At 57.0% G+C, this 14772-nt stretch carries 10 protein-coding genes; 5 read left to right on the top strand and 5 right to left on the bottom strand.

The window, feature by feature from the left end:
* Nucleotides 1-153 precede the first annotated feature (153 nt).
* Nucleotides 154-2301, top strand: coding sequence for a formate dehydrogenase subunit alpha (gene fdhF / locus BMF08_RS07355; RefSeq protein ID WP_083580976.1), 2148 nt, complete (start codon nucleotides 154-156; stop codon nucleotides 2299-2301).
* A gap of 98 nt (nucleotides 2302-2399) precedes the next feature.
* Here the strand turns inward: fdhF and gltP are convergent, their stop codons facing one another.
* Nucleotides 2400-3713, bottom strand: coding sequence for a glutamate/aspartate:proton symporter GltP (gene gltP, locus BMF08_RS07350; protein WP_072570213.1), 1314 nt, complete (start codon nucleotides 3711-3713; stop codon nucleotides 2400-2402).
* Between the two features lie 414 nt (nucleotides 3714-4127).
* Between gltP and acs the strand changes: the two genes are divergently transcribed.
* The 4 genes from acs to BMF08_RS07325 all read left to right on the top strand — a co-directional run bounded on the left by acs (nucleotide 4128) and on the right by BMF08_RS07325 (nucleotide 9829).
* Nucleotides 4128-6086: an acetate--CoA ligase gene (acs, locus tag BMF08_RS07345; protein WP_072570212.1), complete on the top strand. Its 1959-nt coding sequence runs from the start codon at nucleotides 4128-4130 to the stop codon at nucleotides 6084-6086.
* Nucleotides 6087-6314: 228 nt separating this feature from the next.
* The gene (locus BMF08_RS07335) at nucleotides 6315-6629 is read left to right on the top strand and encodes a DUF485 domain-containing protein (protein WP_072570211.1); all 315 of its coding nucleotides are present in this window, start codon (nucleotides 6315-6317) and stop codon (nucleotides 6627-6629) included.
* Nucleotides 6626-8275 carry a cation/acetate symporter ActP gene (actP, locus tag BMF08_RS07330; RefSeq protein ID WP_072570210.1) on the top strand — a complete coding sequence of 550 codons (1650 nt, stop codon included), beginning with the start codon at nucleotides 6626-6628 and terminating at the stop codon, nucleotides 8273-8275. The genes BMF08_RS07335 and actP overlap by 4 nt, the downstream gene beginning before the upstream one ends.
* 261 nt (nucleotides 8276-8536) lie before the next feature.
* On the top strand, nucleotides 8537-9829 hold the full coding sequence (locus tag BMF08_RS07325; RefSeq protein WP_072570209.1) for a Gfo/Idh/MocA family protein: 1293 nt from the start codon (nucleotides 8537-8539) through the stop codon (nucleotides 9827-9829).
* 40 nt (nucleotides 9830-9869) lie between these two features.
* On the opposite strand, the gene BMF08_RS07320 is transcribed toward BMF08_RS07325, so the two are convergent.
* From BMF08_RS07320 to soxR, 4 genes are all read right to left on the bottom strand, one after another.
* Nucleotides 9870-11516, bottom strand: a complete 1647-nt coding sequence (locus BMF08_RS07320; protein WP_072570208.1) for a Na+/H+ antiporter — start codon at nucleotides 11514-11516, stop codon at nucleotides 9870-9872.
* 154 nt (nucleotides 11517-11670) lie between these two features.
* On the bottom strand, nucleotides 11671-13020 hold the full coding sequence (gene ghxP, locus BMF08_RS07315) for a guanine/hypoxanthine transporter GhxP (RefSeq protein WP_072570207.1): 1350 nt from the start codon (nucleotides 13018-13020) through the stop codon (nucleotides 11671-11673).
* 313 nt (nucleotides 13021-13333) lie between these two features.
* Nucleotides 13334-14002 (bottom strand): glutathione S-transferase family protein, encoded by a 669-nt coding sequence (locus BMF08_RS07310; RefSeq protein ID WP_072570206.1) that lies wholly within the window; start codon nucleotides 14000-14002, stop codon nucleotides 13334-13336.
* A 279-nt stretch (nucleotides 14003-14281) separates the two neighbouring features.
* Complete coding sequence (soxR, locus tag BMF08_RS07305) at nucleotides 14282-14740, bottom strand: redox-sensitive transcriptional activator SoxR (protein ID WP_072570205.1); 459 nt, start codon at nucleotides 14738-14740, stop codon at nucleotides 14282-14284.
* Nucleotides 14741-14772 lie beyond the last annotated feature (32 nt).

The raw sequence follows: 14772 nt of genomic DNA, 5'->3' as shown, positions 1-14772 counted from the left end.
CGTCAAATCTGACGACGGCGCGCTTTTCGTCAGGGTTTTCACTTCCTTCCTGCTCCGCATCCCGCAGAAATACCCACATAAAGAATATGGCATGCAAACTGCATAACGGGGGCAAGTGCGCGTATGCGCGAATTGAAAACTGGAGTGAGACCGATGAAAAAAGTCGTCACGGTATGCCCCTATTGCGCCTCGGGTTGCAAAATCAACCTTGTGGTTGATAACGGGAAAATCGTCCGGGCGGAAGCGGCGCAGGGGAAGACCAATCAGGGTACCCTGTGTCTTAAAGGCTATTACGGCTGGGATTTTATTAACGATACCCAGATCCTGACCCCGCGCCTGAAAACCCCGATGATCCGTCGCCAGCGCGGCGGCAAACTGGAAGCGGTATCCTGGAGTGAAGCGCTGGACTACGTCGCCAGCCGACTTTCCGCCATCAAAGAGAAGTACGGCCCGGATGCCATCCAGACCACAGGTTCATCACGCGGCACCGGCAATGAAACCAACTATGTGATGCAAAAATTCGCGCGCGCCGTTATTGGCACCAATAACGTTGATTGCTGCGCACGTGTCTGACACGGCCCATCGGTTGCAGGTCTGCACCAGTCGGTCGGTAATGGCGCAATGAGCAATGCCATCACAGAAATTGATAACACGGATTTGGTCTTTATTTTTGGCTATAACCCGGCGGATTCCCACCCTATCGTCGCCAATCATGTGATCCGCGCGAAAAAGAACGGGGCGAAAATTATCGTCTGCGATCCGCGCAAAATTGAAACCGCGCGCATTGCGGATATGCATATTGCACTGAAAAACGGCTCGAATATCGCGCTGCTAAACGCCATCGGGCACGTCATTATCAGCGAAGATCTCTACGATCATGCTTTCGTGGCCGCGCGTACGCAGGATTTTGACGAGTATAAAAAGATTGTTGCAGGCTATCCGCCGGAGTCGGTGGAAGCGATCACCGGCGTCAGCGCCGAGGAGATCCGCACCTGCGCACGACTGTATGCCGGGGCGAAAAGCGCGGCGATCCTGTGGGGCATGGGCGTCACCCAGTTCTATCAGGGCGTGGAAACCGTGCGCTCCCTGACCAGCCTGGCGATGCTGACCGGTAACCTCGGCAAGCCACACGCGGGCGTTAACCCGGTGCGTGGGCAGAATAACGTGCAGGGCGCGTGCGATATGGGCGCGCTGCCGGACACGTATCCTGGCTATCAATATGTGCACGTGCCGGAAAACCGCGAGAAATTTGCCAAAGCCTGGGGCGTGGCCAGTCTGCCGGCGCACACTGGTTATCGCATCAGCGAGCTGCCGCACCGGGCGGCTCATGGCGAAGTGCGCGCGGCCTACATCATGGGGGAAGATCCACTGCAAACCGACGCCGAGCTGTCGGCGGTGCGTAAAGGCTTTGAAGATCTGGAGCTGGTGATCGTCCAGGACATCTTTATGACCAAAACCGCAGCGGCGGCAGATGTCATTCTGCCGTCAACGTCCTGGGGGGAACATGAAGGGGTGTATTCCGCGGCTGACCGTGGCTTCCAGCGCTTCTTCAAAGCCGTGGAGCCGCAGTGGGACCTGAAAACGGACTGGCAGATCATCAGCGAGATCGCCACCCGTATGGGCTATCCGATGCACTACAACAACACCCAGGAGATCTGGGATGAGCTGCGTCATCTGTGCCCGGACTTCTATGGCGCCACCTATGAAAAAATGGGCGAGCTGGGTTATATCCAGTGGCCATGCCGCGATACGTCGGACGCGGATCAGGGGACCTCATACCTGTTCAAAGAGAAGTTTGAAACCGATACCGGGCTGGCGAAGTTCTACACCTGCGATTGGGTGCCGCCCATCGACAAACTGACCGACGAGTACCCGCTGGTGCTATCGACGGTGCGGGAAGTGGGCCACTACTCCTGTCGTTCGATGACCGGCAACTGTGCGGCGCTGGCGGCGCTGGCGGATGAACCTGGCTATGCGCAGATCAACACCGCCGACGCGGCGCGTCTGGGCATTGAAGATGAAGCGCTGATCTGGGTGAACTCCCGCAAAGGCCGCATCATCACCCGCGCGCAGGTCAGCGATCGCCCGAATAAAGGCGCGATTTACATGACCTACCAGTGGTGGATTGGCGCCTGTAACGAGCTGGTGACGGAGAACTTAAGCCCGATAACCAAAACGCCGGAGTACAAGTACTGCGCCGTTAACGTTGAGCGGATTGCCGACCAGCGTGCCGCGGAACAGTATGTGATCGCCGAGTACGATAAGTTAAAAGCCAGTCTGCGCGAAAGCGCGATGGGTTAACGAGAGAGGGGTATTGCCCTGTGGCGCTTCGCTTACCGGGCCTACATGTTACGCCGTAGGCCCGGCAAGCTCGCGCCGCCGGGCATCTTTTAAGCAAATCAGGAATTCGCGGTTTTATCGAATTTGCCCAGCACCTCGCGCTCGTAAGCCAGCGCTTTTTTACGGTCAAATTTGTGTTCCCACTTGGCGATCACCAGCACCGCCAGCGCATTCCCCACCACGTTCAGCGCCGTACGCGCCATGTCGAGGATACGGTCAACACCGGCGATAAAGGCCAGACCTTCCAGCGGGATCCCCACGCTGCCCAGCGTCGCCAGCAGCACCACAAAGGAGACGCCCGGCACGCCAGCGATACCTTTGGAGGTGACCATCAGCGTCAGCACCAGAATGATCTCCTGCCCCAGCGACAGCTCAATGCCGTACAGCTGTGCGATGAAAATCGCCGCGATGCTCTGATACAGCGTCGAGCCATCAAGGTTAAAGGAGTAGCCGGTCGGCACGACGAAGCTGGTGATCGACGCCGGTGCGCCATAGGCTTCCATCTTCTCAATGATACGCGGTAGCACGCTTTCGGAGCTGGCGGTGGAATAGGCGAGGATCAATTCCTCTTTCAGGATGCGGATCAGCGTCCAGATGCTCAGCTTGCACAGACGCGCCACCGCGCCCAGCACCACCAGCGCAAAGAAGACAATCGCGGCATACACCAGGATCACCAGCTTGGCGAGCGGCCACAGGGAGGCGAAACCAAAGTTCGCCACCGTCACCGAGATCAGCGCGAACACGCCCACCGGCGCATAACGCATCACCATATGGGTGACTTTAAACATGGTTTCGGAAATGGAGCGGAAGACCGTCACCAGCGGCTCACGGTGTGCGGAAGGCAGCGATGACAGCCCAAGGCCAAACAGCACCGAGAAGAAGATGATCGGCAGCATATCGCCCTTCGCCATCGACGACACGATATTGGTTGGCACCAGCGACAGTATGGTGCCCATCAGGCCATGGGCATGGCTCTGCACTTCCGCCGTTGTACTCTGGTATTTCGAAATATCCACCGTTGCCAGCTGCGACATATCAATGCCCGCGCCCGGCTGGAATACATTCGCCAGTGTGATGCCAAGAATAATGGCCACTGTAGTGATCACTTCGAAATAAAGAATGGTTTTCGCGCCAATGCGGCCCAGCTGTTTCGCATCGCCCACGCCAGCAATTCCCACAATCAGGGTGGAAATCACAATAGGGACAACGATCATTTTGATCAGATGAATAAAGATATCGCCTGCCGGAGACAGGAGATTCGCAATCAGCCATTCGCGGCTGTCGCTTTGGTAATGCAGGTAACTACCCAGAAGAATACCCAGCACCAGAGCCAGCAAAATTTGCCAGGCCAGGCTGACTTTCACATTTTTCATAACGAGTGACATCCTTAGTGAAGCGCTATTCCCTGCTGTGCATGAAGACTGCCAGCAAGGGGGATGGTTAGCGTTTCTTACAAAAGCGGGGGTTTTTAACGCGCATTATCAGTACCATTTGCGTGGTATCCCGTGCAACCCTTTAAGTTCAGGGACTTTCGCTGATTTCTCACTTAAAAAGCGCATTTTATAGCATTTATCATGCATAACTATTTGTTATAGATGAATTTTTAATTGCCATAAAAGCAATAGTTCTTAGCGTAAATTATTTCCCTTCTAAGCATCATCTGCTGCATTTTCATACACTCAAGCATTGCGTGATCTGTCGCCCAAAAAGTAAACAAAGCTCCCAAAGCCCCTACAATTAACGTTTGTGTGACATATTATTAACATCCTACAAGGAGAACAAAAGCCATGAGCCAAATCCACAAACACCCTATTCCCGCCCAGATCGCGGAAAAATGCCTGATTAATGCCGAACAGTACCAGGCGAAATACCAGCAATCTATCACCGATCCTGACGCTTTCTGGGGTGAGGAAGGCAAAATTCTCGACTGGATCACGCCTTATCAGAAGGTGAAAAACACCTCCTTTGCGCCGGGGAATGTTTCAATTAAATGGTATGAAGATGGACAGCTCAACCTGGCGGCTAACTGCCTGGACAGGCATCTGGCTGAGCGTGGCGATCAAACGGCAATCATCTGGGAAGGCGACGACGCCAGCCAGAGCAAACATATCTCTTACCGCGATCTGCACGGCGAAGTGTGCCGCTTTGCCAATGTCCTGCTGACGCTGGGCATTAAGAAAGGCGACGTGGTAGCTATCTATATGCCGATGGTGCCGGAAGCGGCGGTGGCGATGCTGGCCTGCGCGCGTATTGGCGCGGTGCATTCGGTTATTTTTGGCGGTTTCTCGCCGGAAGCGGTCGCCGGGCGTATTGTGGACTCCAGCTCACGGCTGGTGATCACTGCCGACGAAGGCGTACGTGCCGGGCGCAGTATTCCGCTGAAGAAGAACGTCGACGACGCGTTAAAAAACCCGGCGGTGACGACGATTGAAAACGTCGTGGTGTTTAAACGCACCGGCGGCGCTATCGACTGGCAGGAAGGCCGCGATCTGTGGTGGCACGATGTGATGGCGACCGCCAGCAGCGACCACCAGCCGGAAGCGATGAACGCCGAAGATCCGCTGTTTATCCTTTATACCTCCGGCTCCACCGGTAAACCGAAAGGCGTGCTGCACACCACTGGCGGTTATCTGGTGTATGCCGCGACCACCTTCAAATACGTCTTCGATTACCATCCCGGCGACATCTACTGGTGTACCGCCGACGTGGGCTGGGTGACTGGCCACAGCTATCTGCTGTATGGCCCGCTGGCCTGCGGCGCGACTACCCTGATGTTTGAAGGCGTGCCGAACTGGCCGACGCCAGCGCGTATGGCGCAGGTGGTGGACAAGCATCAGGTCAATATTCTCTATACCGCGCCAACAGCGATCCGCGCCCTGATGGCGGAAGGCGATAAGGCGATTGACGGCACCAGCCGCGCCTCGCTGCGGATTCTGGGATCGGTGGGCGAACCCATTAACCCGGAAGCCTGGGAGTGGTACTGGAAAAAAATCGGCAACGAAAAGTGCCCGGTGATGGACACCTGGTGGCAGACGGAAACCGGCGGCTTCATGATCACGCCGTTGCCGGGCGCCATCGAGCTGAAAGCCGGTTCCGCCAGCCTGCCGTTCTTCGGCGTACAACCGGCGCTGGTGGATAACGAAGGCAATCCGCTGGAAGGCGCCACCGAAGGCAACCTGGCGATTGTCGATTCATGGCCAGGCCAGGCGCGCACGCTGTTTGGCGATCATGAGCGCTTCGAACAAACCTACTTCTCCACCTTCAAGAATATGTATTTCAGCGGCGACGGCGCGCGCCGTGACGAAGACGGTTACTACTGGATCACCGGGCGCGTGGACGATGTACTGAACGTCTCCGGCCACCGTCTGGGGACGGCGGAAATCGAGTCGGCGCTGGTCTCGCACCCGAAAATCGCCGAAGCGGCGGTGGTGGGTATTCCGCACAATATTAAAGGCCAGGCGATTTACGCTTATGTCACGCTGAACCACGGCGAAGAGCCGTCGCCGGAACTGTATACCGAGGTGCGCAACTGGGTGCGGAAAGAGATCGGCCCGCTGGCGACGCCGGATATTCTGCACTGGACCGATTCGCTGCCCAAAACCCGTTCCGGCAAAATCATGCGCCGCATTCTGCGCAAAATCGCCGCCGGTGACACCAGTAACCTGGGAGATACTTCAACGCTTGCCGATCCTGGCGTAGTGGAAAAACTGCTGGAAGAAAAACAAGGCATTACGATGCCGTCATAACCATAAATGCCCGGTGGCGCGCTGCTTATCGGGCCAATAAATCCTACCCCTACCCCTCCTTTGACCGGGAGGGAAAATATAAAAACCATCCCGAAGGATTTCGCGTTGCAGGAAGGCGGCAAGCGAGCACATCCCCAGGAGCATAGTTAACTATGTGACTGGGTGTGGGCGAGCGCGGCCAACGCACCTGCGGCGCGAAAGACACAGGGAGCCTCTGGAGATTTCGTGATGAATGAACTCATTTATCAACGGATAGAACATAACGCGCATTTCAGGGAGCTGGTCGAAAAAAGGCAACGGTTTGCCATCATTTTGTCGCTGATCGTGCTGGCGATTTATGTCTGCTTTATTCTGCTTATCGCCTTCGCGCCTGGCTGGCTGGGTACGCCGCTCTATCCCGGCACCAGCGTCACGCGCGGCATTCCTGTTGGCGTCGGCGTGATCCTGGTTTCGTTCGTGTTAACCGGCGTTTACGTCTGGCGGGCGAACGGTGAGTTTGACCGTCTGAACAATGCCGTGATCCGCGAGGTAAACGCACCATGAAGAGATTACTGACGGCGGCTGCCGCCATACTCCCTTTCTCCGCGAACGCGGCAGATGCCCTGACCGGCGCGGTGCAGCGCCAGCCGACCAACTGGCAGGCGATCATCATGTTCGTGGTGTTCGTCGCCTTTACGCTTGGCATCACGTACTGGGCGTCAAAACGTACCCGCACCCGCAGCGATTACTACACGGCGGGCGGTAATATTACCGGTCTGCAAAACGGCCTGGCGATCGCCGGGGATTACATGTCGGCGGCGTCCTTTCTGGGGATTTCCGCGCTGGTGTTCACCTCCGGCTACGATGGCCTGATTTACTCGCTGGGTTTCCTGGTGGGCTGGCCGATCATTCTGTTTTTGATCGCCGAGCGTCTGCGTAATCTCGGACGCTACACCTTTGCCGATGTGGCGTCGTATCGTCTGAAACAGGGTCCGATCCGTATTCTCTCCGCCTGCGGCTCGCTGGTGGTGGTGGCGCTCTATCTGATCGCGCAGATGGTGGGCGCGGGCAAACTGATCCAGCTGCTGTTTGGCCTGAACTATCACATCGCCGTGGTGCTGGTGGGCGTGCTGATGGTGATGTACGTGCTGTTCGGCGGCATGCTGGCCACCACCTGGGTGCAGATCATCAAAGCCGTGCTGCTGCTGTTCGGCGCCAGCTTTATGGCCTTTATGGTGATGCGTCACGTCGGTTTCAGCTTCAATAACCTGTTTACCGAAGCCATGGCGGTGCACCCGAAAGGCACGGCGATCATGAGTCCGGGCGGGCTGGTAAAAGATCCGATCTCTGCGTTGTCGCTGGGGCTGGGGCTGATGTTTGGTACCGCGGGGCTGCCGCATATTCTGATGCGCTTCTTTACCGTCAGCGATGCCCGTGAAGCGCGGAAAAGCGTGTTCTACGCCACCGGCTTTATGGGTTACTTCTACATCCTGACCTTTATTATCGGCTTCGGCGCGATCATGCTGGTGGGCGCGAATCCGGCGTTTAAAGATGCCACCGGCGCGCTGATTGGCGGCAATAACATGGCGGCGGTGCATCTTGCCAACGCGGTGGGCGGCAACCTGTTCCTCGGCTTTATCTCGGCGGTGGCCTTCGCGACTATCCTCGCGGTGGTGGCGGGCTTAACCCTGGCGGGCGCATCGGCGGTATCGCACGATCTGTACGCCAACGTGTTCCGTAAAGGGGCCACCGAGCGCGACGAGCTGCGGGTGTCAAAAATCACCGTGCTGGTACTGGGCGTGATCGCCATCCTGCTGGGTATTCTGTTTGAGAATCAGAACATTGCCTTCATGGTGGGTCTGGCGTTCTCGATTGCGGCAAGCTGTAACTTCCCGATCATTCTGCTGTCGATGTACTGGTCGAAGCTGACCACCCGTGGCGCGATGATCGGCGGCTGGCTGGGGCTGATTACCGCCGTGGTGCTGATGGTGCTTGGCCCGACAATCTGGGTGCAGATCCTCGGCCACGCCAGCGCCATCTTCCCGTATGAGTACCCGGCGCTGTTCTCCATTGCGGTGGCCTTTATTGGTATCTGGGTATTCTCGGCAACCGACAATACCGCGGAAGGGAAACTGGAACGCGAGAAGTTCCGCGCCCAGTTTATCCGTTCGCAAACCGGTATCGGCATCGATCAGGGCCGCGCGCATTAATCTGTTTTACCCCCGGCCTGCGGGCCGGGGTTGTGTTTCATCGTGAGCAACATCACGTCCTGCGTGCGACAAAAGTCGATCCGCGTCACAGCCTCCCGGCGCGTTTTGTAAGCCCCGTCACAGTTTGCGCCACTCCATCTTCCTGACCTTATTTTGCACTCTGCGCCGTCACGACAATGCCCTTCCCGCTTTTTATGCTGATGGAAGCCCTGGCTTACGCGTTAAGCCAATAATTTCATTAAGTAATTAATCGAGGATGGTATGAAAAAATATGCCCTTGTCGGCACGGGCGGGCGTGCCGGGATGTACATTGCGGCCATCGGCGGTCAGTGGAAAGAGACGGCCACCCTGGTCGCCTTCTGCGATACCAACCACACGCGTATGCACTACGCCAATCAGTTGCTGAAAAACGAAGGGGCTGCGCCAGCGTCCACCTGGCACGCCTCGCAGTTTGAGGAGATGATCCGCGAGACGCGCCCGGACGTGATTATCGTCACCACCGTCGATCGTACCCATGATGATTATATTGTGCGCGCCCTGTACGCCGGGTGTGATGTGATCACCGAAAAACCGATGACCATCGACGAGCAGCGGGCGCTGCGCATCCTCGATGCCATTGAAGAGACGGGCCGTCAGGTGCGTGTGACCTTTAACTACCGCTATGCGCCGCATCACAGCAAAGTGCGCGAGCTGCTGATGAACGGCACCATTGGCGAGGTGAACTCGGTACACTTTGAATGGCTGCTGAACACCGAACACGGCGCGGATTATTTTCGTCGCTGGCACCGGGAAAAGCGCAACAGCGGCGGCCTGCTGGTACACAAATCCACCCACCATTTCGACCTGATGAACTTCTGGCTGGGGAGCTATCCGCAGCGCGTCTATGCCGAAGGCAGCCTGCGCTTTTATGGTAAAGAGAACGCCGAGCGACGCGGTATCACGCAGTTTTATCCCCGCGCCCACGGCTACGCCGCCGCTAAAGAGGATCCCTTTGCCCTGCACATGGAGGACAATCCCCAGCTGAAAGCGCTGTATCTGGATGCCGAGCACGAAGATAACTATTTTCGCGATCAGAGCGTGTTCAGCGACGGCATCACCATTGAAGACACCATGTCGGTGCTGGTGAAATACCAGAATCAGGTGCAGCTAACCTATTCCCTGAACGCCTATCTGCCATGGGAGGGGCTGAACGTGGTGTTTAACGGCAGTGAAGGCCGTCTGGAGATGAAGCTTGTGGAGAAATCTTACGTCAACGCCGGTGGCGATCGCGCCAGCGAAGGGAGCCTGGAAGGCTGCGACATCACGGTGTTCCCGATGTTTGCCGCGCCCTGGAAAGCTGAATTCGCCATCGGTGAAGGCGGACACGGCGGCGGAGATAACGCCATGCTGGCGGATTTATTCGGCCCCGCCACGCACGATCCGCTGCAGCGTGCCGCCGATCACCGCGCCGGTGCGATGTCGATCCTTACCGGTATCGCCGGGAATATCTCCATGCAGCAACAACGCCCGGTGAATTTTAAAGAGTTTGAACTGGTGTCACGCCTGACAAAGTAGTGCTTTAGCCCCCTCACCCACAGGTTGAGGGGGACATATCCTACTTATTCTCAATCAGCAGCGCTTCCAGCAGGTCCAGATCGTGCAGCAGTTTTTGCAGCGTTTCGTTGCTGATCTGCCGCGTGGCGCGCAGATGATACAGCTCTGCCCGCTCGGAACGCAGCGCCGCAAGGCGGAAGCGGCGTTCGAGATTTTCTTCCTGCATGGAGCTTTCGACGTTATTACGCCCGTCAGCGCGGCGACGCAGATTACCGATCACCCGCGAACTGACTTCTGTCAGCAGCTGATCGTCAATGTTCTCCTCGGCGTTGGCCGCCAGGCGCTCTTCCATTTTCTGAATGGCGACAATGGCCACGTCAGCGGTTTTCGCCCGCGCCAGCCGCTCTTCTTTCGCCTGTTGAGCGTGGTCGGCGATCTCCATATGTTGCAGCAGCATAGGTAAAACCACCACGGCGACAAACAGCGAGAAGAGGATCACCCCGGCAGCCAGGAAGACCAGTTCATAACGCGCCGGGAAGTGTTCCCCGCCCGGTAACAGCAGCGGAATAGAGAGTACACCGGCGAGGGTGATCGCCCCGCGCACGCCCGCAAAAGTGGAGATCAGCAGTTCGCGCGTGCTCCACATCCCAAATTCCATCGGGCTTTTGGTGAGGAAGCGCTGGCTGAATTTCTGCATCGTCCACAGCCAGCCGAAACGCACCAGCATCAGCGCGGCATAAATCAGAATGATGTCGGTAAACAGCATCCAGGTTTCGACGTTAGGATCGGCTTCCGCCGCCACCAGCGAGGTTTCCAGAATGCCCGGCAGTTGCAGACCCAGCAGCAGGAACACCATGCCGTTAAAGACGAATTCCAGCATCGACCAGGTGCTGTTGGCGCGCAGACGCATGGCCAGAGGCGCGGAGCGCATCACGCCGGAACGGGTGATAGTCATCCCGGCCGCCACCGCTGCCAGAATGCCGGACACACCGATGTGTTCTGCGATCAGATAAGAGGCGAACGGCAGCAGGAACAGCAGCACGATTTGCGTGGCTGGTTCATCCCCGCCCCAGCGGCTGAGAAAACGCAGCGAGCGGCCATACAGCCAGCTGACCACGAAGCCGGCGAGCAGACCGCCAATCGCCACCTTGAGGAATTCCACGGTCGCGCCGCCGACAGTGAAGACCATGGTGCCCATCGCCACCGCGACGGCAAACTTCAGGGCCACCAGGCCTGAGGCGTCGTTCATCAGCGCCTCGCCCTGCAGGATGCCCATAATTTTTTTCGGGATGCGCCCTTCGCCAACAATGCCGGACAACGCCACGGCATCGGTCGGCGACAGCACCGCTGCCAGCGCGAACGCCGGGATCAGCGGAATACCGGGCACCACCCAGTAAATCAGATAGCCGATGCCGACCACGGTGACCAGCACCAGCGCCAGCGCAAGGCCAAATATTTCACGCCCGTGCTCCAGAAACTCGCGCGTTGGGGTTTTCCAGCCATCCGCGAACAGCAGCGGCGGGATAAACAGCACCAGAAAGAGTTCCGGATCGAACTCCACATGCAGACCAAAAGTGGGTAAGGCCAGCATAGCGCCGATGGCAATCTGCATCAGCGGCAGGGGGATCTGGAAGGGCAGGACACGGGTGACGACACCCGAGAGTGAGACCACAAGGGTCATGATGAGTATGGTGAAGAAAATTTCCATGCGTTCCCTGTTTGCGATGATTCTTTATAATCGATGACGAGGCATCATGCCTTTCATAATAGAACATGCAGCTTAACGCAATGGAAACAGGATGTGCCTTAAAAAGTAAAAAGGGCGGCAAGCGCCACCCTTTTTTTCGAGCCGGATCGGAAAATTAAATCGCCCAGCCGCCCGCGTAGAAGGCCACCAGCGCCACCGCGATCACCACGGTACCGATGTTCAGACGACGCCATTCACCCGAGACTACACGGCCAATAACCAGCGAGGCGAAGCCGATCATGATGCCGGTAACGATGTTGCAGGTCAGCACGATGAATACGGCGGTGATAAGGCCCGCCATCGCATCCACGAAATCGGCAAAATCGATTTTCGACACGTTGCTCAGCATCAACAGGCCCACGTACATCAGCGCAGGGGCGGTGGCGTAAGCCGGAACCAGATAGGAGAGCGGAGAGAGGAACAGGATCAGCAGGAACAGCACGCCAACGGTGATCGCCGTCAGACCGGTTTTACCGCCTGCTGCCGTACCCGCCGCCGATTCGATATACACCGCCGCCGGTGCTGCGCCCACCAGGCCTGAGAAGACGCTGCTCAGGGAGTCGGTGGTCAGCGCTTTGCCGCCATCGATAATCTGACCGTTTTTATCCAGCAGGTTAGCCTGACCGGCCACCGCACGAATGGTGCCTGTCGCATCAAACACGGCGGTCATCACCAGCGCCAGTACGCTCGGCAGCACGATCGGGTTCAGCGCGCCCATAATGTCCAGGCTGCCGATCAGCGAATTGCCGTGTTCGTCGCTCAGGGACGGCATGGCAAAAATGCCGGAGAAGTGCACCGCCGGATCAAAAATCAGCCCGACAACAGACACGCCGATAATGGTCAGCAGAATGCCGCCCGGCACTTTCAGTTTTTCCAGACCGATAATCACAGCGAGGCCAATCAGCGACATGATCACCGGGAAGCTGGCGAAATGGCCCAGCGCTACCGGCAACCCGTCGATGGGGTTTTTCACCACCAGACCCACGCCGTTCGCGGCAATGAGCAGCAGGAACAGGCCGATACCGATGCCGGTGCCATGCGCCACGCCCTGCGGCAGATTGCGCAGGATCCAGCTACGGATGCCGGTGGCGGAAATCACGGTGAACAGCACGCCCATCAGGAAGACCGCGCCCAGAGCGACAGGTACGCTGATTTGCTGGCCGAGCACCAGGCTGAAAGCGGTAAAAGCGGTCAGCGAGATGGCGCAGCCAATCGCCAGCGGCAGATTAGCCCACAGTCCCATCACAATAGAGCCCAGACCGGCAACCAGACAGGTGGCGACAAACACCGCCGCCGGCGGGAAGCCCGCTTTGCCCAGCATGCCTGGCACCACGATCACGGAGTAAACCATGGCCAGGAAGGTGGTAAGACCGGCTACGATCTCCTGACGGACAGTGCTGCCACGTGCAGAAATTTTAAATAAAGCGTCAAGCGAACCGCCGGTACGCGCTGAAGGCGTAGACATAGAAAACATCCCCTGAGAATTTTTATATTCGCTGGTTTGCGTGGCGGACAATCCACTGCCAGATTAAACGTCATCTCCATGTGCTACGTTGCGGCAAAGCAGTGCCACAAAAAGCAAACGTTTAACTCCGCGCAAACAAAACGGCTGTTGAAAAAGGCAAACGATTATCCAGCCATCCACAGGGGTATTTCAACTTAACTTTGTCGCTTTTTATGAAATTTCGCTCAGGACGACGAAGAAAGCAGCAGGGGATGCGCAAACGTTGTCGTAAATGCGCAACCCTGTAACAATTTTATCGCCTTCTAACGTGATTTTATTCCCCAGGCAACTCGAACGGACCGCCCTTTTCAATAGCACGCAGCCAGGCCGGACGCATCTCGACGCGTTTCTTCCATGCCTGCAAATTGGGCAGGTGATCAACGCCGCCGCGAGCCAGCAGGGCAAACACCGGGAAGCTCATCTGAATATCCGCCATGCTGGGGGACTCCCCGGTAAACCAGGGCTGGCTGCCGAGCTCCGCTTCTATATAGCGGGCGTGCGTTTCGATCTGTTTATTGAGATAGCCTTTTTGCACCCCCTGCCCCAGCGCTTTACCGAGGGTGCGAAAACCCAGCGGCACCGGCGGCTTGCCCAGGCTGCTGAATACCAGCTTCATCAGTAACGGCGGCATCAGCGAGCCTTCGGCATAATGCAGCCAGAAACGGTACTGCAGGCGCTGGTCGGCATCGGTGGGTTTCAGGGTGCCCTGCGGATCATAGTTTTCCTGGAGGTATTCGAGGATGGCCCCGGACTCTGCAATAATGCGCCCGTCATCTTCCAGCACCGGCGATTTTCCCAGCGGGTGCACTTTTTTCAGCGCTTCAGGGGCCATCATGGTTTTTTCGCGCTGATAACGCACGATCTCATAGGGCACGCCAAGCTCTTCCAGCGCCCACAGCACACGCTGTGAACGGGACTTATTAAGATGATGCACTTTAAGCATGATTTACTCCGTTAACCAGGTAAGTACTTACTATAGAAAATTGTGCATCATGCGCGAAAAATTTCGGTGATAATTCCCCGGTTGCCGCTGGCAAAGCTGCCCTGCTGACTTACACTAAAAGTGTCGATACAAACCGGACCCTCCAGCGTTTTTAGTTACACCGAGGGGTATTGATGTCGGGGGAGACCCTCCCACAAACCCGTGGGATAGAGCGAAAGACAAAAGACCGGGAAACAAACTAAAGCGCCGTAACGGCGCTTTAGTTTTTTGTGGCGAATATTAATCATCTTCCAGCAGTCGCGCGCCGGTGCCCTGCTCGCCCAGCCGGTCGCCGGGATTACGCAGCGGGCAGTCGCTGCGTGACAAACAGCCGCAGCCGATACAGCCGTCCAGCTCATCGCGTAATGCTTCCAGCGTATGGATACGCCGATCCAGTTCCACACGCCACTGGGAAGATAGCTCTTTCCACTCTTTAGGGCTGAGCGTGTGCCCTTCCGGCAACACACCAAACGCCTCGCCAATGGTTGCAAGGGGAATGCCGATACGCTGCGCGATTTTGATGATCGCCACATAACGCAGCACATCACGGGTATAACGCCGCTGATTACCGCTGTTACGCACACTTTTAATCAGACCTTTGGCTTCATAAAAGTGCAATGCCGATACCGCCACGCCGCTACGTTTCGCCACTTCGCCGGGGGTGAGCAGCGCTTTAATACGCGGTAATTTCTTTTCCATAAATCGCTTTACCTCAAGTTAACTTGAGGAAT

Source organism: Enterobacter sp. SA187 (genome assembly GCF_001888805.2).
Taxonomy (GTDB): Bacteria; Pseudomonadota; Gammaproteobacteria; order Enterobacterales; family Enterobacteriaceae; genus Enterobacter_D.
Note: the sequence above shows the minus strand (reverse complement) of the source record. Positions and strands in the feature narration are given on the sequence as shown.

Excerpts from the sequence above, each read along its gene's own strand:
- soxR (WP_072570205.1), bottom strand. The coding sequence starts at position 14,740 with ATGGAAAAGAAATTACCGCGTATTAAAGCGCTGCTCACCCCCGGCGAA.
- BMF08_RS07320 (WP_072570208.1), bottom strand. The coding sequence starts at position 11,516 with ATGGAAATTTTCTTCACCATACTCATCATGACCCTTGTGGTCTCACTC.
- acs (WP_072570212.1), top strand. The coding sequence starts at position 4,128 with ATGAGCCAAATCCACAAACACCCTATTCCCGCCCAGATCGCGGAAAAA.
- gltP (WP_072570213.1), bottom strand. The coding sequence starts at position 3,713 with ATGAAAAATGTGAAAGTCAGCCTGGCCTGGCAAATTTTGCTGGCTCTG.
- ghxP (WP_072570207.1), bottom strand. The coding sequence starts at position 13,020 with ATGTCTACGCCTTCAGCGCGTACCGGCGGTTCGCTTGACGCTTTATTT.
- BMF08_RS07325 (WP_072570209.1), top strand. The coding sequence starts at position 8,537 with ATGAAAAAATATGCCCTTGTCGGCACGGGCGGGCGTGCCGGGATGTAC.
- BMF08_RS07310 (WP_072570206.1), bottom strand. The coding sequence starts at position 14,002 with ATGCTTAAAGTGCATCATCTTAATAAGTCCCGTTCACAGCGTGTGCTG.
- BMF08_RS07335 (WP_072570211.1), top strand. The coding sequence starts at position 6,315 with ATGAATGAACTCATTTATCAACGGATAGAACATAACGCGCATTTCAGG.
- actP (WP_072570210.1), top strand. The coding sequence starts at position 6,626 with ATGAAGAGATTACTGACGGCGGCTGCCGCCATACTCCCTTTCTCCGCG.